Origin of the sequence: Pigmentiphaga litoralis (genome assembly GCF_013408655.1) — a bacterium.
Classification (GTDB): Bacteria; Pseudomonadota; Gammaproteobacteria; order Burkholderiales; family Burkholderiaceae_B; genus Pigmentiphaga; species Pigmentiphaga litoralis_A.
In genome coordinates this window covers 901,592-921,202 of record NZ_JACCBP010000002.1, presented here as the reverse complement: position 1 = coordinate 921,202, position 19,611 = coordinate 901,592, and the positions used below count along the sequence as shown (strand labels likewise).

At 66.2% G+C, this 19,611-nt stretch carries 21 protein-coding genes; 10 read left to right on the top strand and 11 right to left on the bottom strand.

Annotation, left to right across the window (positions count from 1 at the left end; translation table 11 throughout):
* Positions 1–117: 117 nt before the first annotated feature.
* From cpaB to HD883_RS24115, 6 genes are all read right to left on the bottom strand, one after another.
* Positions 118–1,149, bottom strand: coding sequence for a Flp pilus assembly protein CpaB (cpaB, locus tag HD883_RS24140; protein WP_179589573.1), 1,032 nt, complete (start codon positions 1,147–1,149; stop codon positions 118–120).
* Positions 1,150–1,156: 7 nt separating this feature from the next.
* Positions 1,157–1,375, bottom strand: a complete 219-nt coding sequence (locus tag HD883_RS24135) for a hypothetical protein (RefSeq protein WP_179589571.1) — start codon at positions 1,373–1,375, stop codon at positions 1,157–1,159.
* Positions 1,360–2,205 (bottom strand): hypothetical protein, encoded by an 846-nt coding sequence (locus HD883_RS24130; protein ID WP_179589569.1) that lies wholly within the window; start codon positions 2,203–2,205, stop codon positions 1,360–1,362. Before HD883_RS24130 ends, HD883_RS24135 begins: the two co-directional genes overlap by 16 nt.
* Positions 2,206–2,408: 203 nt before the next feature.
* Positions 2,409–3,248 (bottom strand): hypothetical protein, encoded by an 840-nt coding sequence (locus tag HD883_RS24125; protein WP_179589567.1) that lies wholly within the window; start codon positions 3,246–3,248, stop codon positions 2,409–2,411.
* Positions 3,248–4,633, bottom strand: coding sequence for a hypothetical protein (locus tag HD883_RS24120; RefSeq protein WP_179589565.1), 1,386 nt, complete (start codon positions 4,631–4,633; stop codon positions 3,248–3,250). Before HD883_RS24120 ends, HD883_RS24125 begins: the two co-directional genes overlap by 1 nt.
* A gap of 171 nt (positions 4,634–4,804) precedes the next feature.
* On the bottom strand, positions 4,805–5,098 hold the full coding sequence (locus HD883_RS24115; protein ID WP_179589563.1) for a Flp family type IVb pilin: 294 nt from the start codon (positions 5,096–5,098) through the stop codon (positions 4,805–4,807).
* Positions 5,099–5,308: 210 nt separating this feature from the next.
* Between HD883_RS24115 and HD883_RS24110 the strand changes: the two genes are divergently transcribed.
* Positions 5,309–5,677, top strand: a complete 369-nt coding sequence (locus HD883_RS24110; RefSeq protein ID WP_179589561.1) for a hypothetical protein — start codon at positions 5,309–5,311, stop codon at positions 5,675–5,677.
* A 3-nt stretch (positions 5,678–5,680) separates the two neighbouring features.
* Here HD883_RS24110 and HD883_RS24105 read toward each other — a convergent pair whose 3' ends face one another.
* Positions 5,681–6,658 carry a threo-3-hydroxy-L-aspartate ammonia-lyase gene (locus tag HD883_RS24105; protein WP_179589559.1) on the bottom strand — a complete coding sequence of 326 codons (978 nt, stop codon included), beginning with the start codon at positions 6,656–6,658 and terminating at the stop codon, positions 5,681–5,683.
* A gap of 220 nt (positions 6,659–6,878) precedes the next feature.
* Here HD883_RS24105 and HD883_RS24100 point away from each other — a divergent pair, with 220 nt between their 5' ends.
* The 3 genes from HD883_RS24100 to HD883_RS24090 all read left to right on the top strand — a co-directional run bounded on the left by HD883_RS24100 (position 6,879) and on the right by HD883_RS24090 (position 9,257).
* Positions 6,879–7,697, top strand: a complete 819-nt coding sequence (locus HD883_RS24100; RefSeq protein WP_179589557.1) for an alpha/beta hydrolase — start codon at positions 6,879–6,881, stop codon at positions 7,695–7,697.
* Positions 7,698–7,798: 101 nt separating this feature from the next.
* A complete protein-coding gene (locus HD883_RS24095; RefSeq protein ID WP_179589555.1) occupies positions 7,799–8,443 on the top strand; it encodes an OmpA family protein in 645 nt (214 codons plus the stop codon).
* 358 nt (positions 8,444–8,801) lie between these two features.
* Complete coding sequence (locus tag HD883_RS24090; protein WP_179589553.1) at positions 8,802–9,257, top strand: cupin domain-containing protein; 456 nt, start codon at positions 8,802–8,804, stop codon at positions 9,255–9,257.
* Between the two features lie 53 nt (positions 9,258–9,310).
* Here HD883_RS24090 and HD883_RS24085 read toward each other — a convergent pair whose 3' ends face one another.
* Positions 9,311–9,967, bottom strand: coding sequence for a glutathione S-transferase family protein (locus tag HD883_RS24085; protein WP_179589551.1), 657 nt, complete (start codon positions 9,965–9,967; stop codon positions 9,311–9,313).
* A 259-nt stretch (positions 9,968–10,226) separates the two neighbouring features.
* Between HD883_RS24085 and HD883_RS24080 the strand changes: the two genes are divergently transcribed.
* Positions 10,227–11,438 carry a polyhydroxyalkanoate depolymerase gene (locus HD883_RS24080; protein ID WP_179589549.1) on the top strand — a complete coding sequence of 404 codons (1,212 nt, stop codon included), beginning with the start codon at positions 10,227–10,229 and terminating at the stop codon, positions 11,436–11,438.
* A 115-nt stretch (positions 11,439–11,553) separates the two neighbouring features.
* On the opposite strand, the gene HD883_RS24075 is transcribed toward HD883_RS24080, so the two are convergent.
* Entirely contained in the window at positions 11,554–12,522 is a 969-nt protein-coding gene (locus HD883_RS24075; protein WP_179589547.1) for a Bug family tripartite tricarboxylate transporter substrate binding protein, read from the bottom strand.
* A 113-nt stretch (positions 12,523–12,635) separates the two neighbouring features.
* On the bottom strand, positions 12,636–13,499 hold the full coding sequence (locus HD883_RS24070) for a polysaccharide deacetylase family protein (protein WP_179589545.1): 864 nt from the start codon (positions 13,497–13,499) through the stop codon (positions 12,636–12,638).
* A 134-nt stretch (positions 13,500–13,633) separates the two neighbouring features.
* On the opposite strand from HD883_RS24070, the gene HD883_RS24065 reads away from it, so the two are divergent.
* Together HD883_RS24065 and HD883_RS24060 are read left to right on the top strand one after the other, a co-directional pair.
* On the top strand, positions 13,634–14,545 hold the full coding sequence (locus tag HD883_RS24065) for a LysR family transcriptional regulator (RefSeq protein WP_179589543.1): 912 nt from the start codon (positions 13,634–13,636) through the stop codon (positions 14,543–14,545).
* Between the two features lie 291 nt (positions 14,546–14,836).
* On the top strand, positions 14,837–15,886 hold the full coding sequence (locus HD883_RS24060) for a hypothetical protein (RefSeq protein ID WP_179589541.1): 1,050 nt from the start codon (positions 14,837–14,839) through the stop codon (positions 15,884–15,886).
* A gap of 77 nt (positions 15,887–15,963) precedes the next feature.
* Here the strand turns inward: HD883_RS24060 and HD883_RS24055 are convergent, their stop codons facing one another.
* Entirely contained in the window at positions 15,964–16,863 is a 900-nt protein-coding gene (locus HD883_RS24055) for a LysR family transcriptional regulator (RefSeq protein ID WP_179589539.1), read from the bottom strand.
* Between the two features lie 118 nt (positions 16,864–16,981).
* Here HD883_RS24055 and HD883_RS24050 point away from each other — a divergent pair, with 118 nt between their 5' ends.
* The 3 genes from HD883_RS24050 to HD883_RS24040 are packed head-to-tail and all read left to right on the top strand — an operon-like array spanning position 16,982 to position 19,528.
* The gene (locus HD883_RS24050) at positions 16,982–17,407 is read left to right on the top strand and encodes a GlcG/HbpS family heme-binding protein (protein ID WP_179589537.1); all 426 of its coding nucleotides are present in this window, start codon (positions 16,982–16,984) and stop codon (positions 17,405–17,407) included.
* Complete coding sequence (locus tag HD883_RS24045) at positions 17,400–18,572, top strand: amidohydrolase family protein (protein WP_257022618.1); 1,173 nt, start codon at positions 17,400–17,402, stop codon at positions 18,570–18,572. Before HD883_RS24050 ends, HD883_RS24045 begins: the two co-directional genes overlap by 8 nt.
* 38 nt (positions 18,573–18,610) lie before the next feature.
* Positions 18,611–19,528 carry a VOC family protein gene (locus HD883_RS24040; protein ID WP_179589535.1) on the top strand — a complete coding sequence of 306 codons (918 nt, stop codon included), beginning with the start codon at positions 18,611–18,613 and terminating at the stop codon, positions 19,526–19,528.
* Positions 19,529–19,611: the final 83 nt, after the last annotated feature.

The window sequence follows — 19,611 nt, the reverse complement described above, 5'->3', positions numbered from 1 at the left end:
TTGCGAACCGCGCGATCGGCATGGAGGGTGATCCCAGGACATCGACTGCCGGGATGAGTAGGCCTATTCGCAGGATCGCGCCTGGCAGCAGGCGCATGCAGTGTGCAAGCAACGCGGTCATGGCGTGACCTCGCGGCTCAACGCAGAGGGACGAGTGGCCTGGTCTGACGTTTCTCGCACGGATTCACCGCCACTGGTTGCGGCCCAGGGCATGACGGGCAGCGCCGTACCGCCCGCTGGCGGCCTGGCAGTCGCGTCGATGCCCGGTCCGCCTTCCATCGCTCCCGGTACCGGGTCAGACCACGCTTCACCCAGTTTGGGAATCGTGCGTGGCGTGCGGTCGCCGTAGATGATCGGCACCTGCGCGCGTTTCGGTGGCGCGCGGTCGGGGGCCGGTTCCTGCAGGCCCAGCAACTTTCCCAGGTCGCCCAGGTAGGCGGACGAAACGGCCTTGCTTTCCGCCGCGCCGCGCAGCATGGCCGTGACGGTGCCGTTCTGGCGCGCTGCGATGAGCTTGACGGCCTCTTCGGGTGAGGCGTCCAGCGTGACGGTCGAGAAGGATCGTCCCGTCTCATTCGTCGGGGTCGAGGCGGATCCGCCGCTATCCGCTTCGACCTGCCGGCCAGTGGCCAGCACCTTCATGCCTTGTAGCAGCGGCACGGTGACGGGCTTGCCGCGATGGTCGAACGACACGTACAGATCGATCAGGTCACCCGGCTGCAACAGGCCCGACACGGACGACATATCATCGACGGGCAAGGTCACCGCACGGCGTCCGGCGGCCAGTTTGTCCGCCAGGCTGCGCGCCCGCGCCGCTTCCACATGCGCCCACAGAATCGGTTCGCCTCGCCGGACCGGATGGGACAGCGACGCCGAGAGGACAGCCTCGGCGTGCTCTGGCGTCAAGGCACTGTCCGACGTCCACTCGCCCGGCATGTCGCGCACCGCGATGCTTGCATGCGTCAGGCGCGCGCCTGCGGGCAGGTCTTCTGCGGCAACCAGCACAGCGACCTGCGGCTTGCGCGCGCCAGCCTCGACCTGATCGATCCGCGCCTGGACATAGCGCTGGCTCAGCCACGCCGCGATCGCCCCTGCCGACAACGCGACAGCGAGCATGCCCCACTTCTTTTCGATACGGAAACGCGCCATGCGAGGCTCACAAAGGTAAGGACAAGGTGGTGGTGAATCGGTGATGAAAGCCGCGCAGTGCGTCCAGCAGCAGTGCGAGCAGACCGCCCTGCTCGCCGAACAGTCCGGCGCCCCAGATGCCGCCGAGCAGCACACTGACGATCACGAGGTACTCGACAGCGGACTGGCCGCGGGCGTGTGAAGGACGACCACGGTCGGCATGCCGGAAGGTCAGAAATCCTTGCATGGCAGCTCCGAGGAAAAAGACGAACGAGAAGGCGCAAAAAAGGCGCTGGCCAAAGGGGCACGCGGCAAAGGTGCAACGAGATGGAGCACGGCCCCGCTGCCACCGTCCCGCGAGACAACGACCAGCTCCAGGCGCACGCCTGCGCGTTGCCAGTGATGGATGGACGTGGATGTCGATCCGGGCTGACGCACCCAGCCCTCGCGGTCCAGTGCCATATAGAAGTCGCCGAGTGTCGAGGCGGCGGGCGCGGTGAATGTCAGCACCTGGTGGATATGGCAACGGGTGCCGTCCACCGCGCGCGTGTCGAGGACCCGCATGCCACCTGGCGGTACCCATCGTGGCAAGGCGGGCAACGCAGGGGCGACCGGCGTGACGCCGTCCGCGTTCAACCGCATCGGACTGCCGACGATCGTGCCGTGCGTGCTGTGGGTGCTGTGGATGCCGTGGGTGCTGTTGATGCCGTTGATGCTGTTTTTGCCGTCGGTGCTATTCATGCTGTCCGAGCCGTACGTCCCGGCGCGGCCCGCATCCTGCAGATGCACCGACCACCACATGGCGTGATCCCTGCCGGACATCAGGAGTCCACCCGGCACCGTCATCAACGTGGGCGAGCCACGCATCTGTGCGGACAATCTTGCGGCCACGGCAGGTAGCGCGCCGCGAGAACGGAAAGTACGGGTCACGATCAGACGGCCATCGCGCCAGAAGCGGGTCGGCGCAGATACGTCATCGCCGACGGCGAAGGAGAACGGCATTGTCTCGTCGGCTGCCTGCGGCATGGCAGCGGCACTGTTGACGGCCGCCGTGATTTCGCGTTCGTCGGACGGCACTGCGTCGGACGTCACTGCTGCGGACGCCACTGCCGCGGACGCCACTGCCGCCCACGCAACTGCCGCCCACGCAATGACGCCGCAACATGCGCCGGCCACCCTCCGTGTGCGTGCTCCCAGGCAGCCGTTTGCCTTGAATCGGGGGAAGTCCGTCGACGACTGGCAGACAGCAGCCGCCATGCCATTACCGGCAAAGCCGACGCTCAATTGGCCCATGACGCGGTCTCCTTTCTACCGATGCGGTCAGAGGGCACCAGCGTCTCCCACGGCGTCAACCAATCGAACTGCGGCAGCGGCCGTCCCCAAGGGCGATCGATGCGGGCCAGCTGCTGCGTGACCTCGCGGCCCACACGCGTTGACTGACCGGCAGACGCGGCCCAGGTCAGCGGTGCGCGCTCAAGGCGTTTGGTCACATCACGATCGCTTGCGGCGTGCCCGGCATCAGTCAGGATCGCGGTGTGTCGATTCAGGCGGACGGCCATCGACTCCCAGGCGGTGAGCCCCGGCCCTGGTCCCGTCCCAGGTTCCAACCCAGACACGTCCTGGCCGCGAGACCGCCCCAGCGCAGGCATCACCCGCACCGTCGCGACAGTGATCCCGCGATCGCGCCGCAGCACTTCTTGCCGAAGACTGGCCGACTGCATGTCCTGCTGCCCGACCTGCATGCCGGCGTGGCCCGCACGCTCGCTGACCCCGACGCGCACCGATGCTGCGGCAGCGCCCGACGTGGCGTCACCCAACATGGGTTCACCCTGCCGGGTTTGCCAGCGATGCCGGGATCCGGTGAAAAAGCGGTCGCGCACATCCTGCGCCAGGTCGTTGCCTGCCGGGGGCGCATCACGCGTCAACAGCATTGCCGCATAGCGACCGGCCATCGATGCACGCAGCGCCACGTCCTGCACCCGGTCGGTTGCGGCCACGACATGCCACAGCACGCCAAGCACCAGCACCCCGACCACGGCCTCGGCCATCGCCTGCCCGGACTGCGACAGCGCAGCATGGCCACCACCACGTTGCTTCGACTGTTCACTGACGCACGTCATCATCGGCCTCCTTGCAGACGGCGCGCCCGCGCACGTTCGTCATCACGGATCGGGGTGAGCCGGGCATGCCAATACGGCTGGAACAGACTGGCCATTTCGTGCCGGCCATCCGTACGGGGCGCGGGCCGTTCGTAAAAGGTCTCGGCCGCGGCAATGGCTGCAACGACGCTGCCTGCAGCGGGTGACGCCATCCGCATGGCGCCAGCTCCGGACAACGTGACGTCGCCATCACTTGAGGGGGACGGCGCCGCGGAATGCACGGGCCGAACTACCCGCACGGCAAATCGCAAACGTTGCGCATCGCCTGGCTGCCCTGCTCCGGCGATTTCCGCGAACGACGGCAGACCCCGCCCCGGCCAGGACGCCTGTCCCGATACGGCCAGCGAACTGGCATAGGGATTCGTCATCACGTTCAACAAGTCCCAGGTGCGGATGCGCTGGACCCATCGCCAAAAGGATTCTTCGCTGAAATTTTCGGGCGGCTGGTCCACGTATTCGATGTCGTTGTCCGCGGGCGAGCCGCCCGCTTTCACCATGCCGTAGCCCATGGGGTACTCGCGGTAGTAGCAGCCGATCCACTTGTTGGAGCGCAGCGCATGGTAGGAATGTGTGTCGAGGGCGCGCCAGGTGTCCAGGCCCCGCAATACGGTCGACCCGCGCCGCCGCAGTTCGTGGCGCGCCAACGGACACCGCTTGTCAAAGCCGAGCAGACTGCGATCGACATCATTGCGCGGTGCCAGAAACCCATACGGTTCGACACTGGCTTCAACAAGCGACTTGAGGCGTTCGCGCGCTTGCCCGCCATAACGCAGCACATAGCCCGGCAAGGTGTCGGACAACAACGCCGGGTCCAGCACGGCGGGCGTCTGATGATCATTGGCTGCAACGACCGCGCGCATGGCCTCCAGGCGGGTCTGCGCGATCGACTGCTGCACGGCGACCTGCGCGCGCACCAGCACGTCATGCACGACACGGTCGTGTTCCGCATAGGCGAGCGCCAGGCCGCCACTGCCCCACCGGGCCTGCGCACCGATACGACCGCCGAGCCCCCGGGCGCTCAGGTAGGCCGCCGCCTGACGGGGACCGAAGAACCCCGCGATCAGACTGGCGGGCGGATTGCTGCGGGCGACGCGCCGGCCCTGCGCATCACCGAATTGCGCCCACGCGGCCAGCGTGACAAGGTGAGCCATGGCCACCTGATGCGCGACAAGCGCCCGGTTCGTCAACCCGAGGAAGTTGAGCGCCCTCGCCTGCACGAGCGCGCCGCTGTACGCCGCCGCGTCGACGGCGTGGGTCAGCCGCGTCTTGTCCTGGATGGCCTGCCCGCTGTTGAACAGCTGGAGGAGACCCGCCGCGCCCGCTGCCAGCAGAAACAGGGCTAGCACGAGCGCCTGACCCTGCATGACGGGCAAGGCGCGAGCTGACGCAACTGGCATCCGCAAGCCATCCCGCCGACGGGCAGCCGGTGCGTGTTCGACTGACGGCGCTCGCCAAGCCGATCGGGACGGCATGGCCCACGACATATCCAGGACGAATGACGCGGTCATGATCGTGGCTTACTTGGACCCGGAGCCGGCCAGGGCCGAATTGCCGGTAAACGACTTGAGCGATCGCGCGGCCGCCTGCGCCTTGGCGGTCGCGGCCGCCGTCTGCGCCGACTTGGATTCGGTCGAGCCATCCTCGCCCGCGATCTCGCGCACCATGGCCGCGGTCTGCGAACGCACGACCTGCCCGAACAGCTGGTACACGGCGATCGCCGCGACGGAAATGAGCGCGACGATGATGATGTATTCGGTCATCCCCTGGCCGCGCATGGCCCGCGGCTGTGCCGCAATGTGTGTGGTCGACATGGTGCTCCCTCCGGATCGGGCCCCGCCGGCGAGATGCCGCGGATGGCCTGGAGAGATGCAGTGTGCGCAGCGGCGGCGCGGCCAACAATTGGCGCTACCCGCGACGGACAGAAGGGTCCGTTGGACAGGAATGTCCGAGGATGCACAAGCCGGTCATGGCCTGTCGTTTACACTCCCGGCACTGTCCACGCACCAGATGAACGAGCCGCCGTGAAGCTGTTTTCCAACAAAGATCTGACGTGGGGCGCCCTGGGTGTGGCGCTCCTTTTGATGTTCATCGCGTCGAATGCGTTTCGGGGCTCGTTGCCCGAGGGCGATTTTTCGGCGCGCGTGCCCATGCTGCTGCAGTTCCTGGGCGCGTTCCTGGCGTCCGCGATGTTCGCGGCGCTGGTGGTCGTGGTGATCTGGCTGTTCCGCCGTTTCAATAACCGGACGTACGAGACACCGCGCCGCGACTACGCGCTGGCCGTGGCGTTCATGCTGCTGGTTACGTTCAAGCGGGTGGATGCCGCCCCGCTGCCGGTGCAGGTGCCCGTGGCGGCACCGGCAGACGTGGTGCGGATGGCGGCAGACCGCTAGGCCCTACAGGCCGATCGCGTCGCGGCCGCGATTCAGGTAGCCGGTCAGCGAAAACAAATCGACGTTGCCGCCGGACACGATCACACCCACGCGCTTGCCTTGGGCCGCCAGCCTGCCGGACAGCAATGCCGTGGCGCCCAGCGCGCCGGTCGGCTCGATCACCATCTTCATGCGTTCCATCAGGAACAGGGTCCAGTGGACTAGTTCGTCGTCGGGTACGGCCATGACGTCATCGACTTCCGACAGGATCAGCGGGAAGGTGATGGCGCCGGCGCTTTCGGTCCGCGCGCCGTCAGCGATGGTGTCGGGGTTCTTGCAGGTCTGCAGGGTCTTGAGCTTGAAGCCCCGCGTGACGTCGTCCCCCGCCGCCGGCTCGACGCCGATGACCTTGATGCCGGGCGACATGGCCTTGGCGGCAATGGCCGATCCGGACAGCAGCCCGCCGCCGCCACACGGCACCAGCAGGTAGTCCAGCGAGCCGACGTCCTGCAGCAATTCCAATGCAGCCGTGCCCTGGCCGGCAATGATGTGCGGGTGGTCGAAGGGCGGGATGGTCACCAGGCCGTCCTTGCTGGCGACTTCTGCTGCCACGGCTTCGCGGCTGTCGGTGGCGCGGTTGTAGGTGACGACGCGCGCGCCGTAGCCCTTCGTGGCCTGCAGCTTGACCTGCGGTGCATCGGTCGGCATGACGATGGTGGCCGGAATGCCCAGCAGCTTGCCGGCAAGCGCGACGGCCTGGGCGTGGTTGCCTGACGAAAAGGCCACGACGCCGCGCCGCTTGGCGTCATCGTCCAGACGCGACAGCGCGTTGAACGCGCCGCGAAATTTGAACGCACCCATCCGCTGATAGTTCTCGCACTTGAAAAAGACCGACGCGCCCGTCAGGGCATCGACCGTGCCGGAGGTCAGGACCGGGGTCCGGTGGGCGTGGCCGTTCAGGATCTGCGCGGCGGATTCGATATCGGAGAACGTGACGGACATACTGCGTGGCCTCGACAAGAGATGGAAAGTGGGCCGGTGCGATGGGTGGGCACCTGGCCAGAAGTGTCCAGGCCGGGGGTGGACAGGCCGGAACACACCAGACAGTATACGAAGCACCCGCCCAACCCGACCGTGCGCGCCCCAAGCCGACTCCTCGCGCAGCGTTCCACGGCACGGCCCTTGCATGGGCCATCCCTTCACCTGCCATCCAAGGATCCGCATGACCGCCGTAACCATCCAGGACATCGTCTACACCACGTCCCATGAACCCGCCTTGGCGGGACGCCTGTACCGCCCCGCCGCAAGCGGGCCGGTGCCCCTGCTGGTCGACATTCACGGCGGCGCCTGGAACAAGGGCGACCGGCTCAACAATCATGTCATGCACCACTATCTGGCCGAGCACGGCATTGCCACGTTTGCGCTGGATTTCCGACTGGCGCCCACGACCCAGTACCCCGGCGCGGTCCGCGATGTGAACCAGGGGATCCGCTGGGTCAAGGCGCATGCCGAGGAACTGGGGACACGGGCGGATTGGGTCGGCGGACTGGGCACGTCAAGTGGCGGCCATCTGTTGATGCTCAATACCCTGATACCGGATCACGCGGATCACGCCATGCCGGACGCGGGCGCCGATGCCAAGGTCAACTACGCGGTGGTGTGCTGGGGCATTCTGGATCCGCTGGCCCGCTATCGGATGGCCCAGGAAAAGAACCTGACCCAACTGATCTCGGCGCATCACGATTTCTGGCCGGACGAGGACGCCATGACGCGCGCGAATCCGCAATTGATCCTGGAACGCGGCGAGCACGCGCACCTGCCGCCCGCAATGATCATTCAGGGCATCGGTGACCAGAATGTCGAGCATGCGCGAGCCGATCTGTTTGCCGATGCCTACAGCAAGGCGGGTGGCGAGATCGCGGTCCACAAGTTCGATGACGTCCATATGTTCGTCACATCCACCCCCAATACCGACAATTCGCGGCAGGCTTTGGAACGGATTCGGGACTTCGTGTTGTCCCAGACCACACGCGCCCATTAATTCTCACATCTTCAAACGATGTGTTGCCGCTTCCGGTTGAGCACGCCTGTAACATTTGCCGTCAGTACCCGACGCAAAGACTCACAACAGGAGCGCCACCCATGAAGACATCCACCGTTAGCAAGCTCGTCCTGGTTGCCGCCATCACTGCGTTCACCGCAGGTTGCGCGAACCAGCAGCAAAATAATGCCGCGATCGGCGCAGGCGGCGGCGCCGCTGCCGGCGCAGGCCTTGGCGCGCTCTTCGGCGGCGGCAAGGGCGCGGCAATCGGTGCAGGCGTTGGCGCCGTGGCCGGTGGCCTGGTGGGCTACAACTGGAGCAAGGTCAAGCAGGACGTCGAGCAATCGGGCGCCAAGGACCTGGGCATCGACGTAGCCGAGCAGCCCGACGGCACGCTGAAGGTCAACATCCCGAGCGGCGTGTCGTTCGACACCAGCAGCTTTGCGTTGAAGCCTGCCCTGCTGCCCGTGCTGGATAGCGTGGCCCGCACGATGCAGCAAAGCCCCGAGCTGCGCGCTCGCGCCGTCGGTCACACCGACAACACCGGGCAGATGGCCTACAACCAGACCCTGTCGCAGAACCGCGCCACGGCCGTGACCAGCTACCTGGCCGGCAAGGGCGTGGCCAATGCGCGCCTGAGTTCGGAAGGCCGTGCATCGAATGACCCGGTGGCCGACAACGCCACGGCAGAAGGCCGCGCCGCCAACCGCCGTATCGAGATCTTCCTGTACGCCACGAAGAACTAAGACGCAGCAAATCGGAGGCCGGAATCCGTCCCTGCCCGTCGCAATTGCGGACGGCATGGGTTCGGTTCCAGCCTTAACGAAGACGCCAGCCATTTCCCACGAATGGCTGGCGTTTTTTTTTCGTCCGGCGTGTCCGTTGCCGGTGCTCCCATGCCGCCATGTGCAACCGCAATTCGTCATGTGCAATGCAGCAAAAATTGCGTACATCTTCGTAGATGACAACCCCCAAGACACAGGAAAGTCCCATAGGGACTACCTGCAGCGGGCTTCCCCTAGTTCCATGCGACTACGCTGCGGCGCACAATCGACTGACGGTTTCAGCTTCGAAATCGTGGCAGTGCAACCGCTGGAGGCAGCCATGCAGGACACCACGACCGATTTCTCTCATGTGAAGCCAGGCGATACGCCCTACCGCGGCGAAGGCTTGCGCGACTTCTTCCAATATCGCGATCTGGGCATTGCCGCCGCGACACACGGCAAGGTCATCGCGCACCTGGTCAGGGCGCATTCCGCACCGGAGAAAGGCACGGGGTGGCACCGTCATGAGGCGGATTTTCAAATCGTGATCATGCTGAAGGGCTGGGCCAAGTTCATGTACGACGACAAGGAGACGCTGGTCGAGGCCGGCGACTGCGTGCATCAACGTCCGGGGCTTGTGCATTACCTGTTCGATTATTCGCCTGACATGGAATACCTGGAGATCGTCGGGCCCGCCGACTTCAAGAGCATCGATGCCCCCGCGCCGTGTGCGGTTCCGGCGCCCACGCCCTGGGATACGCCGGCGGACACCCAGAAGGTCGACCGAGCGGCCTGAGCGGCCTGAGCTGACGGAGTCACGCCTGCGCCGTCATGATCGCGGTCTGCCGGTCAGAACTCCATGTCCAGCAGGTCGACCTCTTCAGGCTCCAGCTTGGCGGCGTCGACCCATTCCTGCACTTCGGGAAGCGCCATGACCGTCTCGCAGTACGCCGTGCATGCCGGAGACAGCGGCACGTCGTAGGTCATGAAGCGGGTGACGACCGGCGCGTACATGGCCTCGGCGGCGGTGCGGTGGCTGCCGAACAGATAGGGGCCGCCGTAGGTGTCAAGGCAGCTTTCCCAGATGGCCGTGATGCGGTCGATGTCGGCTTGCGCGCGTGCCCAGATCTTGAAGCCGGGGAAGTGGCCTTTCAGGTTCATGGGCAGGGCGGCGCGCAGGGCGCCGAAGCCGGAATGCATCTCGCCGCAGATGGCGCGGCAGTGCGCGCGCGCCGCGCCGTCAGACGGGAGCAGGCCGGCTTTGGGTTTGATCTCGTTCAGGTATTCGCCGATGGCCAGCGTGTCCCAGACCTTGATCTTGCCGTGCTGCAGGCAAGGCACAAGCATGGACGGCGCAAGCAGCAGGATCTCGGCGCGCATGGCGGGGTCGTCGAGGGCGATGACCACTTCGTCGAAGGGCAGTTTGGCGAAGCGGGCAAGCAACCAGCCGCGCATGGACCAGGACGAATAGGTCTTGCTGCTGATGGTAAGCGTCGTCTGGCTCATGGCGGTCTCCACCTTGCGGAATCAGGACTGCGGAAATGCGGAACGCGGAAATGCAGAACGCGGAAATGCAGGCGTGCGGCAGTCCCATCCCGTGCAAGTTGCGGGCCACCTTGCATCAGGCGTCGCACGCTCCGCCGCGCACCATCCGCCGCACACGATCCTGCATTACCGAATCAACACGCAGCCCGCTCGCTCATGGCCCGCAACTTGCACTACAGCTCCACGCGCATTCGCGACACGCCACACCGATGGAGCTCTCATGCTGTATCAGGCTTACCAGACGCAGTCGGACCTGCTCGCGCCCCTGCGAGCCATGGCGGAATTGACCGGGGTGGCGCTGGCCTATCCGCAGTTGCAGGAAAGCCAGACCCTGCGCGCGATCAGCGCATGGTGCGATGTCATCGCGCAGGCGCAGCTGACGCATGTGCGCCCGCCCTTCGGCATCGAGTCGGTAATGGTGGAGGGGCGGCCGGCAGCCATTGTCGAAGACATGGCGCAGACGCTGCCCTTCGGTTCGCTGCTGCACCTGTCCAAGCCTGGCGTGACAGGGCAGCCCCGGGTGCTGATCGTGGCGCCGATGTCGGGGCATTTCGCGACCTTGCTGCGCGAAACCGCGCGCACGATGCTGGCCGACCATGACGTCTACATCACCGATTGGCATAACGCCCGCGACGTGCCGCAGGCGGCCGGGCGATTCGGGATGGACGAATACATGGATCACCTGATTGCCTTCCTGGAAACGATCGGGCCGGGCGCGCATGTGGTGGCGATCTGCCAGCCTTGCGTCGCGGCGCTGGCGGCGGTGGCCGTGATGGCGGAGGACGATCATGCCGCCATGCCGCGCAGCCTGACGTTGATGGCCGGGCCGGTGGACTGCCGGATCAACCCGACCGCCGTAAATGTTCTGGCCACCAGCAAGCCGATGTCGTGGTTCGAAAACAACCTGATCGCCACGGTGCCGTGGCGGTACCCGGGTTCGGGGCGGCGGGTGTATCCCGGCTTCCTGCAATTGACGGCGTTCATGCAGATGAACCGCGATCGGCACGTGCAGTCCTTCATCGGTCTGTACAACGATTTGGTCAATGGCGAACACGAACGCGCGGAGGTGACGCGGGCGTTCTATGGCGAGTACTTTGCGGTGCTGGACCTGACTGCCGAGTTTTACCTGGAGACCATTCGGGATGTGTTCCAGGACTACGCCCTGCCGCGGGGCGAGCTGATGTGGCATGGTCGCAAGGTCGATCCGTCGGCCATTCGCCGCACCGCTCTGCTGACGGTGGAAGGTGAGCGGGACGACATCTGCGCGATCGGGCAGACGATGGCGGCGCAGGAATTGTGTTCCAGCATCCGCCCGTACATGAAGTCGCATCATATCCAGACGGGCGTCGGCCACTACGGCGTCTTCAGCGGCAAACGCTGGAACCAGCAGATCTATCCCATCGTCAGAGAGTCCATTCAGATGAGCAGCTGATTGGCCGCGCGACGCCGTCAACGGTCACGCCGGCCCGGCGGGATACGGGCGCCCTGCCTGCCGGCTGCCCGCCGGCTGCCCGCCCACCTGCCGCAGCGAGCGCCGTTGATCCGCCCTACTCCGGCGAAATGCCCGCCTGGCTCGTGATCCCGCGATACACCGACACGCTGCTGTTCAACAGCGTCAGGAAATCCGCCGGCGACGCCGTCTTGGCGACGTTGAACCCGGCCGCATCCAGCCGCGACCGCATGTCGGCTGATTCCAGCGACTTGCCAATGGCAGCACGAAGGGTTTCCACCACCGGTGCCGGCATGCCCGCCGGGCCCAGCACGCCCACCCAGGTGTCCGGCATCGCATAGCCAGGCACGCCGGCTTCCGTCATGGTGGGCGTGGATGGCGCAGCCGGGGCGCGCTGGTTTTCCAGCACGGCCAGCAATTTCAACTTTCCCGACTTTACAAAAGGCATGACGTTGGACAGCACCAGGATGCCCACCGGCACCTGCCCGCCGACCACGTCGGTCAGCGCCAGCGAGCCGCCTTTGTACGGCACGTGCACCATGTCGATCTTGGTGACGGCCTTTAGCAGTTCGCCGCCCAGATGCTGCGACGTACCGACGCCCGCGGTGCCGTACGACAACTTTCCCGGGTGGCTGCGGGCATAGGCGATCAGGCCTTGCACGTCATCGACCGGCAAGGACGCATTCACGACCAGCGCCTGGGGCGCGGTGCCGACGATCGCGATCGGGGTGAAGTCCTTGATCGGATCGTAGGTGATGGCCTTGGCAAAGAATGGCAGGGTGTTGTGCGGCGGCCCGAGTTGCACCAGCAGCGTGTAGCCGTCGGGCTGCGAACGGGCGACCATTTCGGAACCGATCATGCTGTTGGCGCCGATGCGGTTGTCGACGATCACCGGCTGCCCGGTGGTGGCCGACAGTTGCTGGCCCAGGGACCGGCCGACCGTATCGGCTGCGCCCCCGACGGCGAAGGGCACGATCAGCCGGATTGGCTTGTTGGGAAAATCCTGGGCGATCACGGCGGCCGGTAGCAGGACGAGCGCGGCCAGCGCCTTGCGTAGCAAAAGCATGGGTGTTTCCTCGGTGGAATCCACATCCGCCGCCTTGGCGCCCGGGTCGGGGTCGCGTGGCGATCTGGTGGCCGCGGCGTCGGCGACGCCGCGATGAAACGTGCTGCGGGCCGTCAGGCCGGCGACAGCGGGAAGCGCTCCGCGTAGGTGATTTCGTCGACCTGGTTTTCGTTGATCCAGTCGGCCAGCTCGTCATGGCGCGGCATCCACACGCCTTCATGCGACGTGATGTAGGCCAACGTTTCATCGAGCATGGCGCTGATCAGCGGGCGGCCGCCGAAGTGGCCGTGCACCGTGATGTTCATGAAGGCATCCGGCTCGTTGTTGTGCAGGTAGTCGAACGTGTCCTTGTAGCACTGGAAGAAATCGCGCGGCGCGGCGCGCAGCACGCGGTTGTCGGCAAAGTCGCTGTGCGGAATGGCCACCATGCCGCCCCCGCCGTTGGGCAGGCGGCACGGCAGGTCCAGATAGTTGTAGTCGCCGTGCCAGAGCATGCCGGCGTCGGCCAGCAGGTCGGTGGTGCGCTCGGTGGTCGCGATGGTGGAACTGAGCCAGCCGCGCGGCTTCACGCCCGACACGTCTTCCAGAATGCCCAGGCTGCGCGCGATCAAGGCGCGTTCTTCGGTCTCGTTCAGGCCGGGCAGCACTTCGTCTTGCGCATAGTTGTGGCCGGCCAGCTCGAAGCCGTTGGCCACGATGCGCTGGATCACGCCGGGGAACAGCTCGGCGACGCGCGCGTTGACGCAAAACGTGGCGGGCAGCTTGCGCTGGCGGGCGATGCGCATCAGGCGGTCGGCGCCGGCGCGGGCGCCGTATTCCGACCAGGTGATGCCGGCCAGGTCCTTGGTGCCGGGCCGCGGCGGGCTGGTCATGGGCGAGTACGGCGGCGCCTTGCCTTCCGACCAGCTTTCCACCAGGAAAGTCAGGACCACCACGGTACGGACGCCTTCAGGCCAGATCGTTTTCAAGCGGGTCATGCGGATTCCTTGTCGACAGCACCCCAAGCCGGTGCGATGTAGCGGACTATCGCGCAGCCGTCCGCTTAATACAATTTGAATGAATCGAACTAAACTTCAGGAAATCTGAATCCACGACCAAGCGTCGTCACGCCATGCCCTCGTCCCCGCTCAAGATCGCCGCGTTGCGCCAGTTCCTGATCGCCGCCGCCCGCGGCAGCTTCCGCGCGGCGGCGCTGGAAACGCACCGGTCCCAGGCCGCCATCACTCTGGCCATGCAACAGCTGGAAGACGAGCTGGGCGGCGCACTGTTCGAACGCGGGCATCAGGCCAGGCTGACACCGCTGGGCACGTCCGTGCTGCCCTTGCTGACGGAATTGGTGGCCGTGCACGACCGGGTGCAGGAAGAAGTGCGGCAACTGGCCAGTGGCGAGCACGGCACCCTGGCGCTGGCAGTCATGCCGTCGCTGGCAGAAGAATGGCTGCCCCGGGTGCTGCGCGAGTTTGCAACTGGCCACCCGGGCGTGCGCTACCGGGTGGCGGACGTGTCGTCGCCGCAGGTGGGGCCACTGGTTGCCAGTGGCGAGGCCGAGATCGGCGTGACGGGTCTGATCGGCGAGGACGCCAAGCTGGACCGCGTGGCGGTGGCGCGGGACAGCTTTGGCGTGGTCTGCCGGCCGGACCACTGGATCGCCCGGCGCGGCAAGGCCCTGCCCTGGAAAGCCCTGGGCGACGAGACCCTGATTGCCAACACGACCTTTCATGCGCTTCAGGGTCATGGCCTGGAACGCTGGCTGGACAACCCCTATATGGTCATCGCCAACCGCACGTCGTTGATCGCGACGGTGCGGGGCGGGCTGGGGATCACGGTGCTGCCGACCCTGGCGCGCCCGGCGCCGGAACATGGCCTGGCCTTCGTGCCACTGACTACGCCGCGCGTGCCTCGCGTGATCGGCATCGTGACCCGCGCGGGCCGGACGCTGTCGCCCGCGGCGGCGGCCATGCACCAAGCGATGCGCACGTCTCTGGCCGCATTCGCGCTGGCGCAGGGGGCGCAACTGGCGTGAAGGGCGGCGTCGCCCTTGATCCAGCCCGGCGGTGAGATGGCTGCGGAAGGCGTCCGGTGCACCCGCGGCGACTCCCAGGCTCAAGCACACACTCACTCGCACCGTCTTCCTAACGCCATTGCCACCCGGAGTCGACCCCGTCATCGCCCCTTCCGCCAAATGGACGAGTCTCGTAAGCCGCCGTATGGCGCACGCGCAACGTTCCCGTGGCGATCCTGCGCGACCGTGGGACGCGCCCCACCAAGCCGCCGCGGGCCTACTACAATGGGTCCCCTCCGAACGTCATCGCCCGTGTCCATGACCTTTTTGCGGAAAAGCCTGTTCGCTTTTCTCATCCTTGCCGGCTTCGCCCTGGGTGGCTGCAACGTTGCGCGCGCCGAAAAGATGCGTTTCTCGTTCGGTTCCGACACGCCGCGCTGCAATGACGCGACCTGTGCCACGTGGATCAACGCCCGCGGCGTCATCACCAACGAAACCCCCGCCGACTTCATCGCTTTCATCGACCGCAACGCACTGCGGGCCAAGACCGTGCGCTTCGATTCGCCGGGCGGTGACCTGGTGGCGGGCATGCGGCTGGGCGAGGTCATCCGCGTCAAGAAGTTCGACACCGAAGCCATCACCTGTGCGTCGGCCTGCGCCTACGCCTTTCTGGGGGGCGTGCAGCGGCGGTTCGCCAGCAAGCAGACACGCTTTGGCGTGCACCGTTTCTACCGCAGCAAGCCACGCAATCCCACCCTGCGCCACTATTCGGGCGAAGACCTGGACACGCCGCAGCGCCTGATGGCCGGGCTGATGCTGTACGCCATGAAGATGGGCGTGGACCTGCGCCTGCTGGCCATGGCAACCGAGGCGGGCCCGGGGGAAATGCGCTGGATCGATGCCGAGGAAGCGCGGACCCTGAACGTGACCTACACGCCGTACACGTGGGACCGCTGGGAGATCAAGCCGCTGGGCAAGGGCATCATCGCGATTTCGCAGAACCAGGACAAGAATGCGTCGATGCAAATCGCGTGCACGAAAAGCGAAGGCGCCTACTTCCTGATTCGCGACGAACGGGAAAACGCCGGCTGGTTCCGCCAGTGCCAAGCCACGCGCGGCAATGGCCACCCTATTTTGGGCACGCTGGTGAGCGACCAGGATGTGGTCACCCGGACCAGCCAGGACAAGGCCACGATTGCGTTTTTTATCGATCCGCGCAAGGTGACCTTCGGCAATGCCACGGTGTTTGCGGACCCCAACACCTACGGGCCGTCGTGCATCGCGCCGTTCGACAAGTACGTGGGGGCGACGGCGGGCCTGAAGGAAGCGGCGCAACTGGCGCTGCGCAACTGCGTGGAATGACGGGCCCGCCGCGTCGTCAACCCGGCGCGCCAGCCAGAGACTGACGCGGCATGGTCCGCAGCCAACCGGCTCCCGGCCTAGGCCCGGAACAGCTCGTGCACCTGCGCACGCAGCCACATGTTGCCGGCGTCCTTGTGAAAGCGCCGCGGCCAGAACTGATGCACTTCGATCGTGGGCGCCTTGATCGGCACGTCCACGATCCGTATCCGCGCATGCCGCACGCATACGTCTGCAAGATCGCGCGGCACCGTGGCGATCAGGTCCGACCCTTCAATGATGGGCAGCAGGCTGGTGAAGTGGGACGTCTCCAACTGCACCCGCCGCGTCAGGCCACGCTGCTGCAGGAATTCTTCGAACAGGTGTTCCCGCCCTGGCCGCACGGCCGCGTGGGGCGCGGCCAGGTACTGCTTGAGCGTCATGGTCGCGCCGATCGTGGGGTGATCGTCGCGGATGATGCACACGAAGGTATTGCGGAACAGGCGCTGCTGGAACAGGCCCGCCTTGTGCAGGTCCGGAAAGTAGCCGATCGCCAGTTCCGCTTCGCCGGATTCCAGCGCTTCGGCCGCCGCGTGCCGCGGCATGGCCAGGGTCCGGATGTTCAGGCGCGCCCCGGATTCGGTGAATCGGGTCAGCAGCTTGGGCAGGAAATTGATCTCGCCGATGTCGGGCGTGATGATCGTGAAGGTCCGTTCGCTGGTGGCCGGATCGAAGGTATGGGCCTGCAGGATTTCGCTGCGCACAGTGTCCATGACGCGGTGCACGGCGGGGGCCAGCGCGGTGGCGCGCGGGGTGGGCCGCATCTGCGACCCGGTGCGCACGAACAGCGCGTCATCGAACAGGCTGCGCAGGCGCGCCACGGCCGCGCTCATGGCGGGCTGGCTCAGGTCCAGGGCCTCGGCGGCGCGGGTCACGCTGCGGTGTTCGATCATCGCGTCGAAGACACGCAGCAGGTTCAGGTCGATCGTTCGGATATCCATCCCGCCAGTATCTCCGCAAACACTATCCACGCGGTGGATTTTAACTATCCGGCAAATCGTCTGGATGGATGGGCCGCGCGCTCGTAGACTGCTCCTCAGAATAACGAGGAGACACGTCATGACCCGGCTTACCCTGGATCAGGCCAACCAGATCATTACCGCGGCGCTGCAGCAATCCGCCGCCAGCGGCTACAAGCCCATGGCGGTCGTCGTGCTGGACGACGCCGGGCACCTGAAGGCTGCCCAGCGCCAGGACGGCGCCAGCATGTTCCGCATCGACGTGGCCACGGGCAAGGCCTGGGCCGCCGTCGGCATGGACGCATCCAGCCGTACCCTCGCCCAGCGCGCCAAAGACAACCCCAACTTTTTCGTGACGCTGGCATCGACGGCGCAAGGCCGCTTCCTGCCGCAGACGGGGGCCGTGCTGATCCGCGATGCCGACGGTGCGATCCTTGGGGCGGTGGGCGCGAGCGGCGGCACCGGGGATGAAGACGAGGCGATCTGCATCGCCGGCGTACACGCGGCAGGCCTGGTTCATGGTTGAGCGTGACGGCGCGGGCGCGATAGCGGCTGGCGCGTCGATGCCGGCAGCGACACAGGCCAGTGCCGCCCTGCCGGTCTCGCCCGGCACAGCGTCAACCGCCGGCATGTCGTCCGTCCTGGCGCCGTCAGGCACCCTGCGCTGCACCTGCGGCATCGACATCCACGCACACATCGTGCCGGGCCACTTCCCGTCCTACCTGGGCAGCAAGGTGCCGGCATCGTGGCCCAGCATGGCCGACGCGCCGCCGCAGCGGGGCCTGTGCCATCGCCACGTGATGATCGCGGGCAAGACCTATCGCACGGTGTCGGAGCAATGCTGGAGCGTGCCGCGCCGCCTGTCCGACCTCGCCGATATGGGGCTGCAGCATCAGGCCATCTCGCCCATGCCGGAATTGCTGTCGTACTGGATGGACGCGACCGACGCCCAGCCACTGCTGCGTTTCCTGAACGAACAGATTGCCGAGATGTGCGCGGCATCGGAAGGGGTGCTGCTGGGCCTGGGCGCCGTGCCCTTGCAGGACGTGGACCTGGCCATCCAGGAACTGCATTACGTGATCGAGACCCTGGGCTTTGCCGGCGTCGAGATCGGCAGCAATATCAATGGCATCGCGATCGGCGACCCGCGGTTCCTTCCGTTCTTTGAAGCCTGCGTGGCGCTGGATGCCGCCGTGCTGGTGCACGCCATCAAGCCCGCCGGCATGGACCGCCTGATCGGCCCGCCGCCCCTGCAACAGGTGCTGGCCTATCCGACCGAGGTCGGCCTGGCCGCGGCCTCGGTGATCACCGGCGGGCTGATGCAGCGCCTGCCGTCCTTGCGGCTGGCATTCAGCCATGGCGGCGGCACGCTGGCCACACTGCTGCCCCGCTTGCAGCAAGGCTGGCAGGTGTTTCCCGGCCTGCGCGACAGCATTCCCGAATCGCCCTTGGCGCAAGCGCGCAAGCTGTTCTACGACACGCTGGTGTTCGATGAAGACATGCTGAAGCACCTGGTGGCGCGCTTTGGCAGCAGCCAGTTGATGCTGGGCACCGACTACCCCTTCAATTTCCACGACCGCACGCCGCTCGACAGCCTGGCTCGCGCCGGCCTGGATATGGCCGCGGCCGAACAGGTCACGGCAGGCAATGCGAAGCGCTTTTTGGCGCGCGCGTTTGCCGTGCCGTCCTGATTGCCCTAAATGTTTCGATAACGAGAACGGAGACCCTGATGGCTTCCCCCACGATCCAGTCGCTGCGCAGTGTTGCGCTGAATGTGCCCGACCTGCAGCGCGCCGAAACCTTCTACACCCAGGTCTGGCACCTGACCGTGGCCGACCGCACCGACACCGCGATCTACCTGCGCGGCACCGGTCCGGACCACCACATCCTGGCCTTGCACCAGGGCGGCGAAAAGGCCGAGATCCGGCAGGTGACCCTGCGGGCGCATGACGAGGCCGCGCTGCAGGCGATCCAGGATGCCGCGGTCCAGGCAGGCGGCAGCATCGCCGTGCCGGTGAACGCGATCAGCGAACCTGGCGGCGGCACGGGCCTGACCGTGCGCGATCCCGATGGACGCATGATCCAGGTGGTGGCCAACGACACACGCCATGCCGATACGGCCGAGGCCAAGGACCGCCCGATCCGGCTGGCCCACGCCGTCTTCAACAGCCACGACGTGGCGGCTTCGCAGGCGTTCTTTGAACAGGCCTTCGGCTTCCGTCTGTCGGACCGCACGAAGATCATGGCTTTCATGAATTGCAATCGCGATCACCACAGCATTGCGCTGGGCGACGCCGACAACGACGCGCTCAATCACATCGCCTTTGTGATGCCCGACCTGGAGTCGGTGATGCGCGGCGGCGGCCGGATGAAGGACGCCGGGCACGTGATCGAGTGGGGTCCTGGCCGCCACGGTCCGGGCAACAACGCCTTCAGTTATTTCGTGGGCCCGTTTGGCGAGGTGATCGAGTACACCGCCGAGGTCCAGCAGATCGATGATGACTACAAGGTGGGCGGCCCCGGCGACTGGAGCTGGCCCGCCGGCCGCATCGACCATTGGGGCATTTCGGCGCCGCCCAGCGCCAACCTGAAGGCTGCCCAGCGTGCGCTGTTCTTTGTGAAGCCGCCCGAGTCGGCGCCTGCCTGACGGACTGCCGGCACACAGGTTTTTCACCGCTCCTTCATTGCCTTGCCCGACCCCGCGCGCCGTCCCCCGCGCGCGGGTACGCC